Consider the following 16491-nt stretch of genomic DNA (forward strand, 5'->3'; position numbering starts at 1 on the left):
GGTGAGGGTTGGGGTGTTTCGGGGTGCGGGCGGTCAGGGGTCGATGGTCGCGGTGATCAGCTGATAGCCATGGCGTAGGGAACTGCATAGAGCAACAGCATGGCGAGTCCGCAGAGGATGAGAACGATGACCGTTCCGATGACCCACGTTCGGGTGCGCCGATATTTGGCCGGATCGCGGTCTTCGGCCGGAATCACCATGAGTCGTTCTCGGAATGCATTGCCCAGGCCCGATGGCCGCGTTCCGATGTTGCCCAGCAGAGTACCGCCGATGGACGCTACGAATCCGAGAATCGTGGGATTGAGCAGGTCCGGAAGTTCGATCCCGGCGAACTCTGACAGCGACTCGAAGATCGCGACGACGGCGAATCCGGCGATCATGCCCACCGCGGCACCGCGTGCAGAGAGCTTTGTCGACCGTACGCTCCAGAACGCGATCGGACCCCACGACGCGGCGAACAGAGTTGCCGCGAAATAGCCGATCGTCAGGACCGCCGGTGGCGCGACCCAGGTGATCACGAGCACGATCAGACCGGCGATCACCATCGTCCACCGAGCGACCCGGAGGCCGTGGATGTCATTGTCACCCGAGGTGTCGGTTGAATCGTTGGATGGCCCATCTGCCGCGGTCGCGATGGCTGTCTCCGGGGTGGACGGTCCGGCTGAGGCGACCGCTGTGCCGGCTGAAGCGGTCGCGGTCGTTGCCTTGCTCGTTGCGAGTTCGGGTTCTCTGACTCGCTTGCCGGTCAAGTAGGGCATGACGTCATTGGCTGCAGAGAATCCGATGAGAGACAAGAAGGACGCCGCCGATGACAGTCCCGCTGCCACGATCCCGGTGACGGCGATGACGCCCAACAACGACGGCAGGATGTTCTGCCCGGCCCAGATGAAGGCAATCTCGCTGGGAGCGATCCCGTCGTTGAACAGGTTAATGGAGAACCCACCGAAGGTGAGGAAGAGGTAGGTCACCGCCAGCGCTGCGGTCGCGAAGAGCGCCGACCGGATGGCGACATGTTCGTTCTTCGCCATGAGGAATCGGCTCGACTGCCACGGGCTCACAGCGACCACGGTGCACCACACGATGCCGAAGGTCACCGCGTAGATGACAGCCTGAGCCGGCGTGCCGAGATAGTTGTCCGCGCCGGTCAGTCCGTGCCACGAGATGCCATCGGGTTTGCTCGTCAGCTCCGCCATCTTCTGCATCGCGGTCACCGGTCCACCGGCCGCGCCGATGATCCACCCCATGCCCAAGATCGCCGCAACACTGAAGACGACGAACATGATCGTGTCGTTGACGAGGACTCCTTGGGAGCCCGACATGAACGTGAAGATCGTGTACGAGGCCCAGACGATGACCAAGAGCAGCCATTGCGGGATGTCGATGAGCTGTCCGACGACGAGGACCAATCCCTGGGTCACCGCGACGAGGTAGAGGCCGATGCCGACGACGACCATGACTCCGGCCAGAGCTTGGAGGCCCGGTGAGTTGAAGCGTTTGCCGAAGTACTCAGGCACGGTCAAAGCCGAGGAGCGCCGCAGATAGCGGCCGAAGAGCATGACTCCCAAGACGTAGCCGGAGATGTTGAATGCTGTCAGCAGCAGCATGACCACGGGGTACCCGTCGTAGGAGAAGCCGAGCTCACCCATGAACGAGACGGTGGAGAGGAATGATGCGACGAGTGTGCCGGCGACGAGGAAGGTCGGGGCCGCGCGGCCCGCGACGTAGTAGTCAGACTTGTCCTTCACCTTACGGCCGACGACGGCCCCGATGACGAGGTAGAGGACGAAGCTTCCGAAGATGGCAGCTGCGAACATTTCAGTTGCCTCCCTTCTCGTTTGGGCGAGACAGCAGGCCATTCGGCTGGTCGTTCGTCGCAGTGTGCTCAGTGGGTTTGTAGTCTCGACGGATGAGACCGAACCCGATCAGTACACAGCAGGTCGGTACGACGGCGTACACGACGGAAACTGCTATAGATCCCCACATCAGATGTTCCTCCCTTGGATCAATCAGTCGATGTTTGAGGTGGCAAGTGGTGGTGCGTTTGAGTGTGCGCGTGCGCGTCTGCTTGTGGCGGGCTGGTCAGCCGTCGCCGAGGCGGTCGATCGGGTCTTGTGGAGCACCTAAGAGGACGCGCGCGGTTCGCTGCAGAACCGACTCGATGCGTTCGACGTTCGTGCCGGTCGCCCCCGTTGCGTGTGCGATTTCGAAGCCGTCAAGCTGTGCCAGCAGGGCATCGATGGCGATCTCCGCATCCAGCGGGGGGACGAAGCTTCCATCGGCGATCCCTGCTTCGACGATGCGTCGGATGACCTGTTTCCACGCGAGGAAGACCTCATCGAGCAGGCCCCGCAGCTCGTCGTCTCTGGTTGCCGCCGCCACGAACTCGATCCACAGGCGCGTCCGGTCGGAGAAGTCGGCGACATGGAAGAAGTCGTGGAAGGTCTGAGCCAGGCTGGTCCACGGGTCTGTCCCTTCGCGGAACGATGCTCTGACCAAAGCGATGACGTTCTGCGAATGCTGTTGGTAGGCGCTGAGAATGAGGTCTTCGCGCGAGTCGAAGTAGTACTGGATGGTCCCGACCGAGATGCTCGCGGCCCTTGCGACGTCCTTGAGGCGGATCCCCGATGTGCCGCGCTCGCTGATCAGCCTCAGCGTCGCCGTGATCACTGTTCCCCTGCGGTCGGCGATCTCCTCCTGTGACAGGGAGGGGCGCCCTGTGCGAGCACTCATCAGGCGCTCGCCCGGGCTCGGTGGCCGGTGCCGAGGATGAAGTCATTGGCAGCGGTCAGGCCCTCGTAGACGGCCTCTTCGACGGTGCGCGGGGCTTTGCAGTCGCCGATGCGCACAGAGGGAATCCCGCCGAGGTCGACCCGCGGGGTCTCTGCGCGTGGTGCGTGGTTGACAATCGTCGTGGCGATGTCCTCCACTTGGATGACTTCATCGCACAGCGTTGACTGCAGGTAGACCGTGTCCTCATCGACTCCCGCGAGGCGCACGTCATTGATGAAGGTGACCTTTGACCGAATGAGTTCGGGCATGAGCGCAGTCCTCGTGTACTGCTGGATCCCAGCACCAGGGAAATTCGCCGAGGTGGCCAGCGTGACAGGTCGCTTGCGCGCGAGCATGATCGCCACACCCAAGCCTGCCCAGTCACCTCTCCAATCAGCGATGAGAACACCGCCTTGCGGAAGTTCCGGTTCGTCGGCCAGATACTGCCTCGAGGTGAGGACCAGGGGAGAGTCGACGATCTCAAAGTCCGGGTCACGATCCGCCGAGCCCGTCGCGAAGACCACGCGGTCGGGGCGCAGCTCGTCGAGATGCGTCGACGAGAATTCGGTTCCCGTGCGGAGGTCGACCCCTGCCCTCACCGCTTCCGCAGTCAGGTTCGTTGCCGCGCCCCCGAACTCCGACCGGTGCGGCAGCTTCTCCGCCAGGAGAACCTGCCCGCCGAGTGCCTTGTCGCGCTCGAGGAGTGTGACCTCTGCGCCGGCCTCCGCCGCTACTGCTGCAGCCTTCAGGCCGGCAGGTCCGCCACCGACGACGAGGAGGCGTGAAGCCTCTCTGATAGTCGGGCGGGGGAGGAAGGTGAGTTCTCTGCCCGATTCCGGGTACTGAATGCAGCTGATGCCCACGCCCTGTTGGAAATGGCCGATGCAGGCTTGATTGCAGCCGATGCAGGCACGGATCTCGTCGACGGCATCTCGCTGGGCTTTGCTCGCGATCTCGGGGTCGCAGATCATGGCGCGGGTCATGATGCAGAGGTCTGTCTGGCCTTCGGCGATCGCCTTCTCCGCTTCATGCGGCTGATTGATGCGACCGGCGACCATCACCGGGCGGTCGGTGAACTTCTTCACCTGCTCAGACAGTCGTCCGAGGTAGGCCGGTTCGTACTGCATCGAGGGGACGATGTGCTGGGCTCCCTGCAGTGTCGATGAGTCTCCGCCGGTGACCGAGATGTAGTCGACCATTCCCTGGTCCTCGACGGCCTTGATGATCTCGAGGACTTCGGTGTCATTCATGCCGTTGCTGGTGAGTTCGTCGCCCGAGATGCGCAGACCGACGACCTTGCCGTCTCCCGCACCGCGGCGGGCACTGGCGATCGACTCGAGGAGGAAGCGCATCCGGTTCTCCGGGGAACCTCCGTACTTGTCGGTTCTCGTATTCACTGACGGGTTGATGAATTGGATCGGCAGATAGCCGTGGCTGGCGACGACTTCTACTCCGTCGATGCCGGCTTCGCAGATGAGCTCGGCGGAATGACCGTAGCCGTCGACGATCTCTTCGATGACCTGTGTCGTCAGCGTCTGGGGGACCACGTGGAAGCGTTCCTGGGGTCGGTCGCTGGGGGCTACCGCCTGGGGTGCCATTCCTTGTTCCCCATCCATGACCTCGCGGCCGGGATGGAACAGCTGAGCGACGATTCCGCACCCGTGCCCGTGCACTGCGTCCGCCACAGCTCGGTACCCCTTCGCGGATTCCGGGTCTGTCGCCATAAGCACATGACTGGTGTAGCGAGCGGTTTCGTGCACCCCGGAGACCTGCAGGACGATCAGTCCCGCCCCGCCGGCCGCCCGGCGTTCGTGATAAGCGACGAGCTCGGATCCGATGAAACCGTCATCGGCGAGCATCGTGTCGTGACCGGAGGACACGATGCGGTTCCGCAGACGCAGCGGACCCAGATCGATCGGGCTGAAAAGGTTCGGGAACAGCGAGGACATCAACACCACTCCTCATCATTGAGACGGCTTAATATTACGACGATAATAATATTGTCAGGCTGCGATTGCAATGGTTCCGGGGGAGCGCCTCCTCGGCGTCAGTCAGCGGTCGATGTTCGCGGTGAGGACGCCGATGAGAGTCAGGGCCATGGCGATGGCCAAAGCGATCGCCGAGGCGATGAAGGCCGCAGCGATGTTGTGACTCAGCGCTGCGGCCACGAGGGCGGGGCCGACGATCTGACCGATGCTGTACCAGGACGTCAGCTTCGCCGAGGCATTCGCCACTCCCATCTGCGTGCCGACGCCGATCGTCATCATCACCGCCCCGATGAAGGTGAAGCCGAAGAGCGCAGCGGCGATGAACAGCACGATCGGGGAGGAGCCGAAGACGGCGAGCAGGGCACCCAAGACCTGCAGGCAGTAACAGGCGGTGAGTGCCTTGACCGTGCCGATGCGGGCAGCGACCGCCGACCAGGTCAGGGGAGAGGCCGCCGTGGCGATCCCGGCGATGAGCCACGTCGAGGCGGCCGCGGTGGCCCCGAAGACAGGACCGGCGAGGACGACGAGGTAGGTGCCGATGATGATGTAGCCGCCGCCTTGGAAGAAGTAGCCGGTCGACAGGATGGTCATGGCTCGGCGGCGGTTGGCGTCAAAGGGGGTGGCCACCTCGGCGGGGGAGCGGTCGGTGTCGGTCGGGTCGGCTGATTCGGTCGGGTGGGCCGCCTCGGTGGTGGTGTGTGGTGGGATCCGAGTCGGGATCGGCCAGGTCCAGGCGATGACGGAGAAGATGGCGGACACGGCCGCGCAGATGAGCCACAGCTGACGCCAGTCGGCGATGTTGCCGGCGATGAGCACGATGGCTCCGGAGACGAGGATGCCGAAGCCCACCCCGCCGTAGGAGAGGCCGCCGTCGCGGGGTTTGGAGGAGTTCGCGGGGATCCGTTGGGTCACGCACACGAAGATCAGCCCCGAGGCGATCCCGGCGATGGTGCGGATGCTGCCCTGCCAGATGAGGTTCGGGGTCAGTGCCACCGCGGCCAGGCCGAGGGTGGAGACGATGAGGCTGAGGCGGTAGACGAAGCGGTTGGGTTCGACCCAGCCCTGGGCGATGACGAGGGTGCCGATGAAGTAGCCGACATAGTTCAGGGTCGCGATCCACGCCCCGGGTGTCGAGCCCCAGTGGAGGGCCGCGACCATGAGGGGCAGCGCCGGGGTGTAGAAGAACCGGCCCATGCCCATCGCCACCGACAGGCCCAGGGCCCCGCGGATGGGGGTGACAGGGGAACCGGTGGTGCGATCGGGCACGGTGTTGCCTCTCTGTCAGGTGGCGTCGTCTCCACCCCTACAATGTCATGAGTCCGGGGCGGGCGCCTCGGTGGGACGGGGTGCGGACGGGAGGCGACCTCGAGTTGGGGCTGAAGGTGGCGTGGTCTGCGGGGCATTTCTGTGCCCGCTGTGGAAGTTGTTGATTCTGCGGGGGCAGGGCAGAGCTATTGAAGTGAACCTCAGAAGGAGTATCCAGGGCGGTGTCGTGGCGCTTGCCCTCGTTCTGTCGAGGGTGCTCATAGTTCGAATCGGACGGCTCATCGCCTATTGCGGAACAGAGTCCGGAGCCGAGTCCGACGAGCGATGGCCACACCTTCGTGACGATGGTGATCTGCAAACGAGGCCCCGAGAGAGCCTGCAATCCGGCGTCATCGGAGGGCCAGAGGGGCGGCTAGCGTCGAGTGCAGAAACGCTGCACAGTTGTTTGAGCGACTACCTGCTCGGACGATCCACTACAGCTATGCGTTCGCCCGTAAGCGCTCGGCGGTGTACCTGTCGGTGATTAGGATGTTGATCCACTCTCCACGACATGCGGCCGCGATTGCGTCGCTCTTGTCTGGTCCTCCGGCCACTGCGATGCGGCGCGGGACTCCCCGCAGCTCGTCCTCAGTGATGCCGATGATCCGCTCGCGCATCTGACCGGTCGCCGATTGGCCGCTGACGGTGAAGAAGTTCAAGCAGACGTCGCCGATGGCGCCGGAGGATTCCAGATTCCCGAAGTCGGAATCAATGAGCGCGCTCCCACCTGTAGGGCGGGGCCCACGCATCGAGCCGATACCGGTGAGCAAGGTCGTCAGCGACTTCCATTCGGCTGCGGCCGCGGCGATCTGCTCATCGGCCAGCAGGCCGTCGCGCACTACTTGGTCCGTGACCACTCCCGGGGTGGCCAGGAATACAGGACGGGCGCCGGCCAGCTGGGCAAGGGCCGCTGTCAGTCCGCTGGCCTGTGTTCTCATCGTCGAATCGCCGATGGCACCAAGCGACTGCACGACCGTTCGGACCATTCCAGCCTTCAGCGGCGACATCGCGTCGACAGTTGCCTGCAGTGCGGACGACCGTGAAGATATGCCCACGAGCTCGTCCGGGCCGAGTGTCTCTTCGAGATAGGTGGCAGCCGCAGTCCCGATGGCTGAGGTTGCAGCGTGGAATGAGTCCTCAGCGGAGTCGGCGATCACCACGTCTTTGAGGCCGAACCGGCGTCTGACCTTCTCTTCAAGATCGGAATAGAGACCGACCGGGGTCACGACGAGAGTGCGGACGACTCCATTCTCTTGTGCTTCCTTGAGCAGTCGGGAAATCTGAGACTGGGAGAGATTGAGACGTTCGGCAATCTCGGGCTGCCCCATTCGCTCTTCGTAGTACAAGCGCGCAGTCTTCACCCAGAGGCGAACTCGGTCATTGCCATTGAGATGCTTGAACGATGAAGATCCTCGGGGCACGGCGGAATCCTCTCTGATTGCTGGAGTCGACGAGTGATCAAAGGGGGGACTGTGTCCTCAGACTAGCACCGGTGTCCTCAAGAGCCTTGACCCCAATATTGAAGAAGTGGTAGATATGATCATGTGAATATTTACCCAGCCTGATGGTTGGGTTCTGGACAATTGTTCCGAGAGATCAAGGATGATCATCATGACGGATCTGATGCCGAAGGGCCTCACCGGCAAACTCATCAATCGAGTGGCCCTGCTGCTCATCATTGGCTATTTCTTCAACTATCTCGATCGCACCGCCGTCAGCGTTGCCGCTTTGCAGATGCGGGCAGACCTGGACATCAGCGCAGCCGCCTTCGGACTCGGGGCGGGGCTGTTCTTCATCGGGTACGCAGTTTGCGAGTTGCCGAGCAACATCTTGCTCCATAAAGTCGGCGCTCGGGTATGGATGGCAAGGATCATGACCAGCTGGGGCGTCATCTCAGTGCTCACATGTTTGGTGCAGGGAGAGATGAGTTTCTACGTCATGCGTATCCTGCTGGGCGTAGCCGAGGCCGGTGCCTACCCTGGAATCCTCTTGATCTTCACCAACTGGTTCCCGTCGAAGATGCGTGGCAAGGCCATCGCCAGCCTTGAAATCCTCGTGTTGCTGTCTTTGGCTTTTGGCGCTGTGGGGCTGGGGGCCGTACTAAACCTCGACCAGTTCCTTGGACTCGCCGGTTGGCGGTGGATCTTCATCGTCGCCGGTATTCCCGCTGTGGTGCTCGGTCTACTTGTCTTGTTCCTTCTGCCCGAACGTCCTGAGAAAGCCAAGTGGCTGACCCCTCAGGAGAGGACCTGGTTGGTTTCGACGCTTGCCGCGGAAGCTCAAGAGAAGGAGAAGCTCGGTGCCAGCACGCTGAAGTCGGCACTGAGTAATGCCAGAGTTTGGTACCTATGCGTCCTCTACTTCATGATGGTCGTCGGCTTCTGGGGCATCACGTTCTGGCTGCCGCAGATCATTCAGTCGAAATTCGAGGGAATCAGCGATTTCGGTGCTTCAGCTTTGTCGGCTCTGCCCTGGATGATGGCGATCGGCGCGCTCATCTTCGTGTCCACGAGTTCTGACAGAGCCAACGAGCGTCGCTGGCATGCGGCTGTTCCACTGATGATTGCCGCAGTGGCCCTGGTCATCTCCGTATTCGTCTCGAATCCGTGGATCGCGCTGTTGGGTATCGGGGTTGCTGCAGCGGGTCAGCGATCGGCCACGCCGGTCTTCTGGAATCTGCCGGCGGGACTCGTCACCGGGCTGGGTGCAGCGGGCGCGCTCGCCCTCATCAACTCCGTTGGCAACCTCGGTGGATTCGTCGGGCCCTACGTCCTCGGATACTTCTCTGACCTTACGGGAAGCTCCAACGGGGGTCTCCTCATCTTCGCTGCCTGCTTTGTGGTCGCGGCCGTGATGATCGTCCTCTACCGCGACCCTGTCGCCAAGAACTCACAGATCCCCGTGGCCGCCGCATCGGCGACCGAGTCAACTACACCTGCCCACTCGGATCGGAATAGGAGTCCCCAAGTATGAAAAGCGTGGTACAAGCTGTCTATGAGATTGAAACTACTGAAGACATCGGCCAATTAGCTGCGGAGATTGCAGGCGAGCAATCCAGCGGAACCTTCGTCGCCTTGGCTCGAGAGACTGCTGAATTGCGCAGCAGGCACTCCGCTGAAGTGGTCAAAATCGAGGAGATTGAGCTGAGCGGACATAGCCCGTTGCCGGGCGCCACGGGCGACTGGGCACAGGCGAAGCGTGCCCGCGTGGCCATTGACTTCCCACTCGAGAATTTCGGTGCGTCGATTCCGAATCTTATGGCGGCAGTGGCAGGCAATCTCTTTGAAATCACCAAAGCCGGAGCGATCCGCCTCGTTGATCTCGACCTGCCATGTGATTTCGCGCGGCGCTATCCTGGTCCGCAATTCGGGTGGGAGGGCACACTCGAGAGGATGACCACGGAAAGTGGACCATTGCTCGGAACCATTGTGAAGCCGAGTATCGGGCTCGGGCCCGATGCCCTCGGCGAACTCGTCACCGAATTGGCCCGCGCCGGCATCGATTTCATCAAAGATGACGAGCTGCAGGGCAACCCGGAGTACTTTCCGTTCGCAGAACGTGTGCGAGTCGTCACTGGGGCGCTTGACCGTGTTGCTGATGAGACTGGGCACAGGCCGATGTATGCATTCAACATCACCGACGACGTTGAGCGGATGGTCGCCAATCATGATCTAGTACGTACCCACGGCGGCACCTGCGTCATGGTGACCGTCAATGCAGTCGGCTATTCGAGCCTGTCCTACCTGCGTGAGCGCTGCGACCTGCCGATACACGGGCACAGGGCCATGATCGGTGCTTATGCGCGCTCGCCACAAGTGGGTATCGACTTCTGTGTGTTCCAAAAACTGGCACGTCTAAGTGGGGCTGACCATATCCACACAAACGGCCTTCGTAATAAGTTCTACGGCAGCGATGAAGAAATCCTCGCCGCAATCAATGCGGTGCGTACTCCGCTGTTGGGCGGTTATGGAGCGGTGCCTGTTCTCTCTTCGGGCCAGACTCCCGACCTGGCACACGAGACCTATGCGCGGGTGGGTGCAGACGAGCTGCTCGTCCTTGCCGGAGGAGGAATCCACGGTCACCCGGGTGGGTCCGCAGCCGGAGTTCGTGCAATGCGGGCTGCCTGGGATGCTGCGCTCGAGGGAGTCGATCTTAAGGTGAGAGCGGCTGAGGTCCCCGAGCTCGCCGCAGCGCTGACCAAATTTCGTCCTACGGCAACGATGGCATCATGACGATCGCCTTTTACGCCGATGATTTCACCGGAGCCGTTGACAGCATGTTGCAGTACCGTCGCGCGGGCCTGACCGGAGTATTGAGCACGGGTTTCCACGAGGAGTCCGCTCGGGCAGACAGATCGCAGGAACCCGGCGGCGCACTAAGCTGCCTGGGCATCGGCGACACGCGGCAGATGCCTGACGTCATCGGGATCGCAGGAGTAGCCAGATCCCTCACGACGAGTGCACTGGACGGAGAAGTGAGAAAAGCCTTTGCACTGCTTGCAGCCACAGGTGCACGAGTTATTCAGTATAAGGCGTGCTCGACGGTTGACTCTTCGCCCGAACGCGGAAGTCTGGGGCGGGTCTGCGAGTTGGCGATCGAGCAGTTCGGACCGCAACCGATAGCTGCGGTGTTCGCACAGCCCGCCTTTGGTCGTTTCACTTTCTTCGGCCACCACTTCGCCGCCGAGAATGGGCAGGTATTCAGGCTCGATCGCCAGCCGACGATGAGTAGTCATCCCGTCACTCCGATGGCGGAATCCGAACTGGCGGTTCATCTGGGAGCACAGACAGACCTGGCTATCTCGACATTGAGCTGGCCAATACTTGATTCGGCTGCGTCGACAGGGGATCCGAGTCAGGTGAATCGCGCTATATCTGATGATGAAGCGGGGATCGTCATCTGCGACGCCTTCACCGAGGAGCATCTTGAGATTATTGGACGATCGATCATTGCAGGAGTCCGCAGTACTGATCCACGCTTCGTGCTTGGCGCGGGCGGTATCAGTTTTGGGATCGGACGGGCGATGGAAGGTGAAGCCTCATCGCTGCCGGGAAGCGCAGGAACTGCTGACGGTCCCTGTCTAGTACTCAGCGGAAGTCGCTCGCCTCAAACATGGGCGCAGATAGAAGCCGCAGTGGCACAAGGATGGCGTTGCTTTGATCTGCGTAGTCGGCACGCGATTGCCGAGGCGGTGGCTCAGCACACAGCCGGCCATAATACGATCTTGCAGACGACGGATCCTGAAGGGCCCAACATAGTGGAGACCGAAATCGTCGAGGGACTCGCAACAGCTGGCAGGATGTGCCTTGAGCGACGACCGAAAACGCGTGTCATTCTGTGTGGCGGAGACACTTGCGGTGCAATTCTACGGTCACTTCGCATCGGAATGTTGAAGCTGACAGCCGCGCCTTGGGGCAACGTGGTCCTCTGTGAGGGCGAAGGCCCGCGCGGGCGGGTGGAGGTCGTCCTCAAAGGAGGACAGATGGGGCACACGGGCCTGTTTGAGGACATCAAGCATGGTGGTGGTCTCAACGAAGCATGGTAAGCAACCTCCGAATAAGCTGAAACCGATCAACGGAAAAGAGCAGTGCGATGACCCGCTTAGCGTTTATCCACACCGGTGCAGTAGTCATTCCCGAGTTCGAGCGTCTCGCCGCCGAATACCTCCCAGAGGCCTCAATTCAGCACTTGCTGGACAGCACGATCGTGAGTGACCTGCGCAGTGGATCCGCACCGGAAGATATCCGGACGCGCCTCACCCACTTAGCGGCAACGGCGAAGGCTGCCGGAGCACAGTCGGTGATGTTCACATGCTCGTCCATTTCCGGGTTTGCCACCGAGGTAGCGGCAGAGGCCGCCATCGAGGTGCTACGCGTCGACGAGACTATGGCGGATGATGCGGTTGCAACTGCCTCGCGAGCAGTTGTCGTCGCGACGTTGCCCACCACGCTCGCTCCCACAGTAGCTCTGCTCAACGAAAGAGCTTCCGCGTCTGCGCGGGAGGTGGAGATCGTCGAGGCGCTGGTCGACGGTGCGTTCGACGCGGTAGCCAGTGGTGACAAGACGACTCACGATCGGTTGGTTGGCGAGGAGATCGTCAAGCAGGCGAGCAACGCCGATGTGATTGTTCTTGCACAAGCGTCAATGGCATCGGCCGCATCGGCCGTCTCCGTGGACGTTCCCGTTCTGACCAGTCCTGAACGTGGAGTACAGCGACTGGCAGAGTCGCTGTTGCCGGCGGAGATCTGAACAACCTCAACAATGGTGGTCGTGGTGACGGCGAACTCGGATATCGAATACAGTATGATGCGTTGCAACCACGTGCTTGAGGAGACGACGAGTGCGCACGTTGAGGTCCTGTACGACGATGGGTGCCATCGCGGTCCTTTTGCTCAGCGGATGCCGCACCGGAGATACCACGGGCTCGGACATAACTAACGCGCCGAGCCCGACTCCCATTGTTGTCGAGCAGGTCATCTCCAAATCCACGATCGGCTCTGCCGCGCGGATCAAAGCCTCGAGAGATGAAACCAGCAAGGGCTCACCTCCGACAGTATCGACCCCCGACTCGATCCGGCGAAGTCCAACATCGACGAGCAACTGAAGTCGCTCGGTTCTCCGGCGCTGCGGTTCGGCGGCAATGCCCTCGACCGGCGGACGTTCTGGACGTCGAAAGGGGAGAAACCGAGACATGACGAAGAGAGCGCCGTCACCCCTGATGACCTCAAGCGGCTGGAGAAACTCGTCGATGCCACGGGGTCGACGGTCACCATCGGCATCCCGCTGGGCACTTTTGATCCGAAACACGGAGCGGACATGGCCGCGCATGCGGTCGACATCCTCGACGATTTGCTTGTGGGGGTTGGCGCTATTCCTTTCGGCCCGGGCTCTGGCGTCGTTGACTCGGGTTGAGATCTGTTTTGGACTCAGTACGGGAGTAGGCGACTACTTGATCCCGATCATGCGGCGGCGTGACCATTCTCCACCAAATATCATCAAGCCGCCTGTGGGAGCTGACCGCGAGGCCCGCGCCGAGGAAGTGACCAGCCACCGTCCCCGACACGCACAGGTGGACGAGCTGGGCGTTGATTCCTGAAAGTGCAACCGGCGCGCGGCACCACAAGGACATCATCTGCGCTCGGAAACCGGCGGGGGCGACTTTCGTCGTAGTGGACAAGTCGACATTCGAGAGGCACATCGTCCGTCCCTGACTGGGGCGCTCTTTGAGACCATCAACCAGACCTGCAGCCTTATGGTGCAGGTGGCCGCGACCACGCGGTTCCTCGACAGCCACGCGGGCGCTGACTGGCTAGGCATCGGGCCGCAGGTCGGTGAAAACCACTCGACTTCCCTGACCTCCGGGGGACAAGTGCTGTCGGTCGAGCTCGAGCCGGCCGTTCTCGAGAGCCTCTACCGGTCGCACTCCGTTCCTGCCTCGGGCGACTATCTCGATGAAGCAGCCCAAGCCCGGTTCCAGGTTCGAGACCATTCGTCGGTCCGGGTGGGTGCTCAATCGGAGGCGCTGAGCGGGGAGTCGTCGCGCAGGGTATGGCCGCGGACGAGGCCGGGGGCAGCGCAATGGTGATCGTGTACTCCTCCGGCCGCCAACACGGCCGCGTGTCGGTCTGTTCGGCGACGAGACATGAGCGTGGACGTTCCTGCCGATTGCACCGGAACGAGAGTTGTTTGGAACAGCTCGAAAAAGTTGGCATCAGACTCTGGTCAGCGAGTGCCTTCCTTTGCTAATCTCAAGATACGTCAATAGGAAATATATAGATGTCAACTAATAATTGACATCGGCAAAGGACAAGTGCAACGTGGCACAGACTGATTCGACAATCCCTTTCGACCCGCACACAGTGATGGACCCCCGAAATCTCGGCGCAATGCAGCCGACCCGGCTCTCCGCCTCGCGTAGCTTCATGGCGAAGATGATTCGCGAGAAGTGGACGATCGAGAGAGAGCTCTTCGAACTCGATGCACGGGGAAATGGGCAGATCCGTTATGCCGTGACGACGCCTGGAGGCCCGCTCACATTCATCGCCTTCCTGCAGGAACCACAAGGTAATAACCGAACCGGTCGCATCATCGGAACCAGTTGGGACATGATCGGAGCCCTCTTGGACGGAGTGGCGACGGCAGAGCAGGTGCGTGCGACTCGGGAAGAGATTCCTCGCCTATACGAGGGTCGTGCGACCCCGAACACCCTCGTGTGGTTCCGGTCGAATCAGAGCCTGCGGATATTCCGAGAAGTACGCAACGCGCTTTCGGAGGGGAGGCAGCCGGACGCCAAGGAACTCCATAAGGTCGGTTATCTCATGCGCAACACCGGCTTGGATGGTAACGGGACATTCGGGACGATCCCGTTCGTCGCAATCCCCGATGGGCATCCATTGGCAGCGTCGTATCATGCGCAGATGCTCTCTGCGTACCTGATGCGCGAACTCTCAGTCGATCTTGTGGAAGAGCTGGCAAGGATCGATTCACCGAGCACGGCAGTGAGGCTGGACAGGGACGTGAAGAGGATCCTGGGCGTCGGCAATGGCTCGGCGCTCGGTCTGGCCATGTTGTTCTACAATCGACCGATTCTCATCAATTCCTATATCTCCGCTTATAGCGACATCCTGGCGCATATCCTCGAAGACCCGGCCGCGAGCACGCCGGAGAAGCTCTCCCTGCTCGAAGACCACCTCAATAGGACAATCCGATACAGGGCGTTCCTCACCACTTCGTATCGGTTCTTCACCAGCAATATGGAGATCGTGGCTGATCTGCGACGCATCCGCGCAAAGGTTCGGGCTGGTGTACGCGGCGATATCAACGTCGCGGATGGAAAGACGGTGCTTGGTGCGATCCATTCGGAAACTGCGATACAAGTGAGCAGCGAGGCCCTGCATTCATTCAATGCACTGCTCATGGAACTCGACCCCGACTACTGTGACGAGATCGCCCGTTCCCGCCTGACTTTCGACGAGCGCCTGGATTTGGACCCGCAGATGACACTCGAGGAGGCGCGAAGTGTCATCGAAGGGCCGTTTCGATGGGCGCTGGAGATACCACTCAATGACGAGGGCAACCGCGATCGTGTGTGGTACCAGTCTCGAGCCGCCGAAGAGCCGAGATCCGGACCGCGTGAGGAAGTGCCGGACGCGCATGAGCTCGTCCAGAGCTATCCCGACCAGGTGAGAGCGCTCAGAGATGCCATCGAGGAAGCCGACGATGCGTCGACTACGACGATCGGTGCTCTCGTCGCTGACCGGCCGGAGCTCGAGTACATCGCCCGGCTGGTCGTGGCGCTGGCCGACAAGCCCTATGCCACGGCCCACGCCGATCCTCACGACACGGACTTCGTACCGGTCTGGGTGATCCGCTTCATCAATTCCTTCATCCACGGTCTGGACCGCACCGAAGACCACATGGGCAGGGATGTGCGCGGGCTGATCTTCGAAGGCGCACCATATCGGGACGAAATCGCTGATGCGGATCCAGCCACTTGGTGGTGGTCGTACTCGAAGCCCGCTGCTGCTTCTGGCCGTTCCTCTGCTGCCCAGCCTCCATCGCCGAGTGCGATCAACACCTCGACCACGGCGCATGGGGCTGATGCGTCTGCACAGACGGTACCTGGTGCGACCGTCGTCCTCACTCCGACACAGTCGCCCATCTCGCCGCCATGTGAGCATGCGACAGAGACGATCGGATTCAAATATCGCGAAATGCGACTGATGGTCGGACGTGCCTATCAGGCGCTCAACCTACCTTTGGGCGCATGGCACGGCGCCCGAGAGTTCTTCAACACGGCGCTGGTCGCCGATCTTCGCACAGCGACCGCTTTCGGAGAGCTCCTGATGCGGGACGTTGATTCGGACAGGGGGCAGGCCGGACCATGGCGCGCTCCGAGCAGCGAGGACGGCGACGACAGCCTCATCATCGACAACCACGGTCAGAGCCTGCTGGTCACCGGCCACGTGCTCGTCAACCTCCTCGGAGCACACGCAGATCGCCGAGGTCGACGTTTCACCATCCGTAATGCACAGACCGACCATGCACTTCCGGGTCTGCGACTTGAGCTGCACCGCTATGGGATCGAACTCGATATCGAGGCAACCGCCGGCGAGGCGGCCGGCACTGTCCGTCTCGGTGACTCTCCGCAGATCGCTCGGCAGGAATATCACACTGCAATGGACGAGTACTTCGCGAACGGGCGGACGATCGAAGCGGAAGCTTTCTGGAAGATCTACTATCGGGGCAACGCCGGTCTCGATGTTGACACGCCGATTTCACGCCAGCACACCGGAGGGACCGTCCTCGACGTCATCCGTCCTGGAGAACGGATCACCAAGCAATTCACCAGCGAAGAGCTCCACCTGCTCACGGACCCAGATGAACTCGACAATCAGAACCTCGTCCACTTCATCGCTGTCAACTGACC

General features: G+C 61.5%; 11 protein-coding genes. 5 read left to right on the forward strand and 6 right to left on the reverse strand.

The window, feature by feature from the left end:
• Window positions 1-56: 56 nt before the first annotated feature.
• The 5 genes from J9314_RS03120 to J9314_RS03140 all read right to left on the reverse strand — a co-directional run bounded on the left by J9314_RS03120 (window position 57) and on the right by J9314_RS03140 (window position 7390).
• On the reverse strand, window positions 57-1814 hold the full coding sequence (locus J9314_RS03120) for a sodium:solute symporter family protein (protein ID WP_210604477.1): 1758 nt from the start codon (window positions 1812-1814) through the stop codon (window positions 57-59).
• 265 nt (window positions 1815-2079) lie between these two features.
• A complete protein-coding gene (locus J9314_RS03125) occupies window positions 2080-2730 on the reverse strand; it encodes a TetR/AcrR family transcriptional regulator (RefSeq protein WP_210604478.1) in 651 nt (216 codons plus the stop codon).
• Window positions 2730-4718 carry an oxidoreductase gene (locus tag J9314_RS03130; protein WP_210604480.1) on the reverse strand — a complete coding sequence of 663 codons (1989 nt, stop codon included), beginning with the start codon at window positions 4716-4718 and terminating at the stop codon, window positions 2730-2732. The genes J9314_RS03125 and J9314_RS03130 overlap by 1 nt, the downstream gene beginning before the upstream one ends.
• Before the next feature lie 102 nt (window positions 4719-4820).
• Complete coding sequence (locus J9314_RS03135; protein ID WP_246490581.1) at window positions 4821-6023, reverse strand: YbfB/YjiJ family MFS transporter; 1203 nt, start codon at window positions 6021-6023, stop codon at window positions 4821-4823.
• Between the two features lie 479 nt (window positions 6024-6502).
• A complete protein-coding gene (locus tag J9314_RS03140) occupies window positions 6503-7390 on the reverse strand; it encodes a sugar-binding transcriptional regulator (RefSeq protein ID WP_210605499.1) in 888 nt (295 codons plus the stop codon).
• Window positions 7391-7673: 283 nt separating this feature from the next.
• Between J9314_RS03140 and J9314_RS03145 the strand changes: the two genes are divergently transcribed.
• Genes J9314_RS03145 through J9314_RS03160 form a run of 4 tightly spaced genes read left to right on the forward strand, consistent with a single transcriptional unit; the run spans window position 7674 to window position 12311 of the window.
• Window positions 7674-9035 (forward strand): MFS transporter, encoded by a 1362-nt coding sequence (locus J9314_RS03145; RefSeq protein WP_210604481.1) that lies wholly within the window; start codon window positions 7674-7676, stop codon window positions 9033-9035.
• Window positions 9032-10294 (forward strand): RuBisCO large subunit C-terminal-like domain-containing protein, encoded by a 1263-nt coding sequence (locus tag J9314_RS03150; RefSeq protein ID WP_210604485.1) that lies wholly within the window; start codon window positions 9032-9034, stop codon window positions 10292-10294. The genes J9314_RS03145 and J9314_RS03150 overlap by 4 nt, the downstream gene beginning before the upstream one ends.
• Window positions 10291-11607 (forward strand): four-carbon acid sugar kinase family protein, encoded by a 1317-nt coding sequence (locus J9314_RS03155; protein WP_210604487.1) that lies wholly within the window; start codon window positions 10291-10293, stop codon window positions 11605-11607. Before J9314_RS03150 ends, J9314_RS03155 begins: the two co-directional genes overlap by 4 nt.
• A gap of 47 nt (window positions 11608-11654) precedes the next feature.
• Window positions 11655-12311: an aspartate/glutamate racemase family protein gene (locus J9314_RS03160; RefSeq protein WP_210604489.1), complete on the forward strand. Its 657-nt coding sequence runs from the start codon at window positions 11655-11657 to the stop codon at window positions 12309-12311.
• Window positions 12312-12317: 6 nt separating this feature from the next.
• Here the strand turns inward: J9314_RS03160 and J9314_RS03165 are convergent, their stop codons facing one another.
• The gene (locus J9314_RS03165; RefSeq protein WP_210604491.1) at window positions 12318-12890 is read right to left on the reverse strand and encodes a hypothetical protein; all 573 of its coding nucleotides are present in this window, start codon (window positions 12888-12890) and stop codon (window positions 12318-12320) included.
• A gap of 989 nt (window positions 12891-13879) precedes the next feature.
• On the opposite strand from J9314_RS03165, the gene J9314_RS03170 reads away from it, so the two are divergent.
• The gene (locus J9314_RS03170) at window positions 13880-16489 is read left to right on the forward strand and encodes a hypothetical protein (RefSeq protein ID WP_210604492.1); all 2610 of its coding nucleotides are present in this window, start codon (window positions 13880-13882) and stop codon (window positions 16487-16489) included.
• The last annotated feature ends 2 nt before the right edge of the window (window positions 16490-16491 follow it).

Source organism: Brevibacterium oceani (assembly GCF_017948325.1).
In the GTDB taxonomy this organism is placed as follows: domain Bacteria; phylum Actinomycetota; class Actinomycetes; order Actinomycetales; family Brevibacteriaceae; genus Brevibacterium; species Brevibacterium oceani.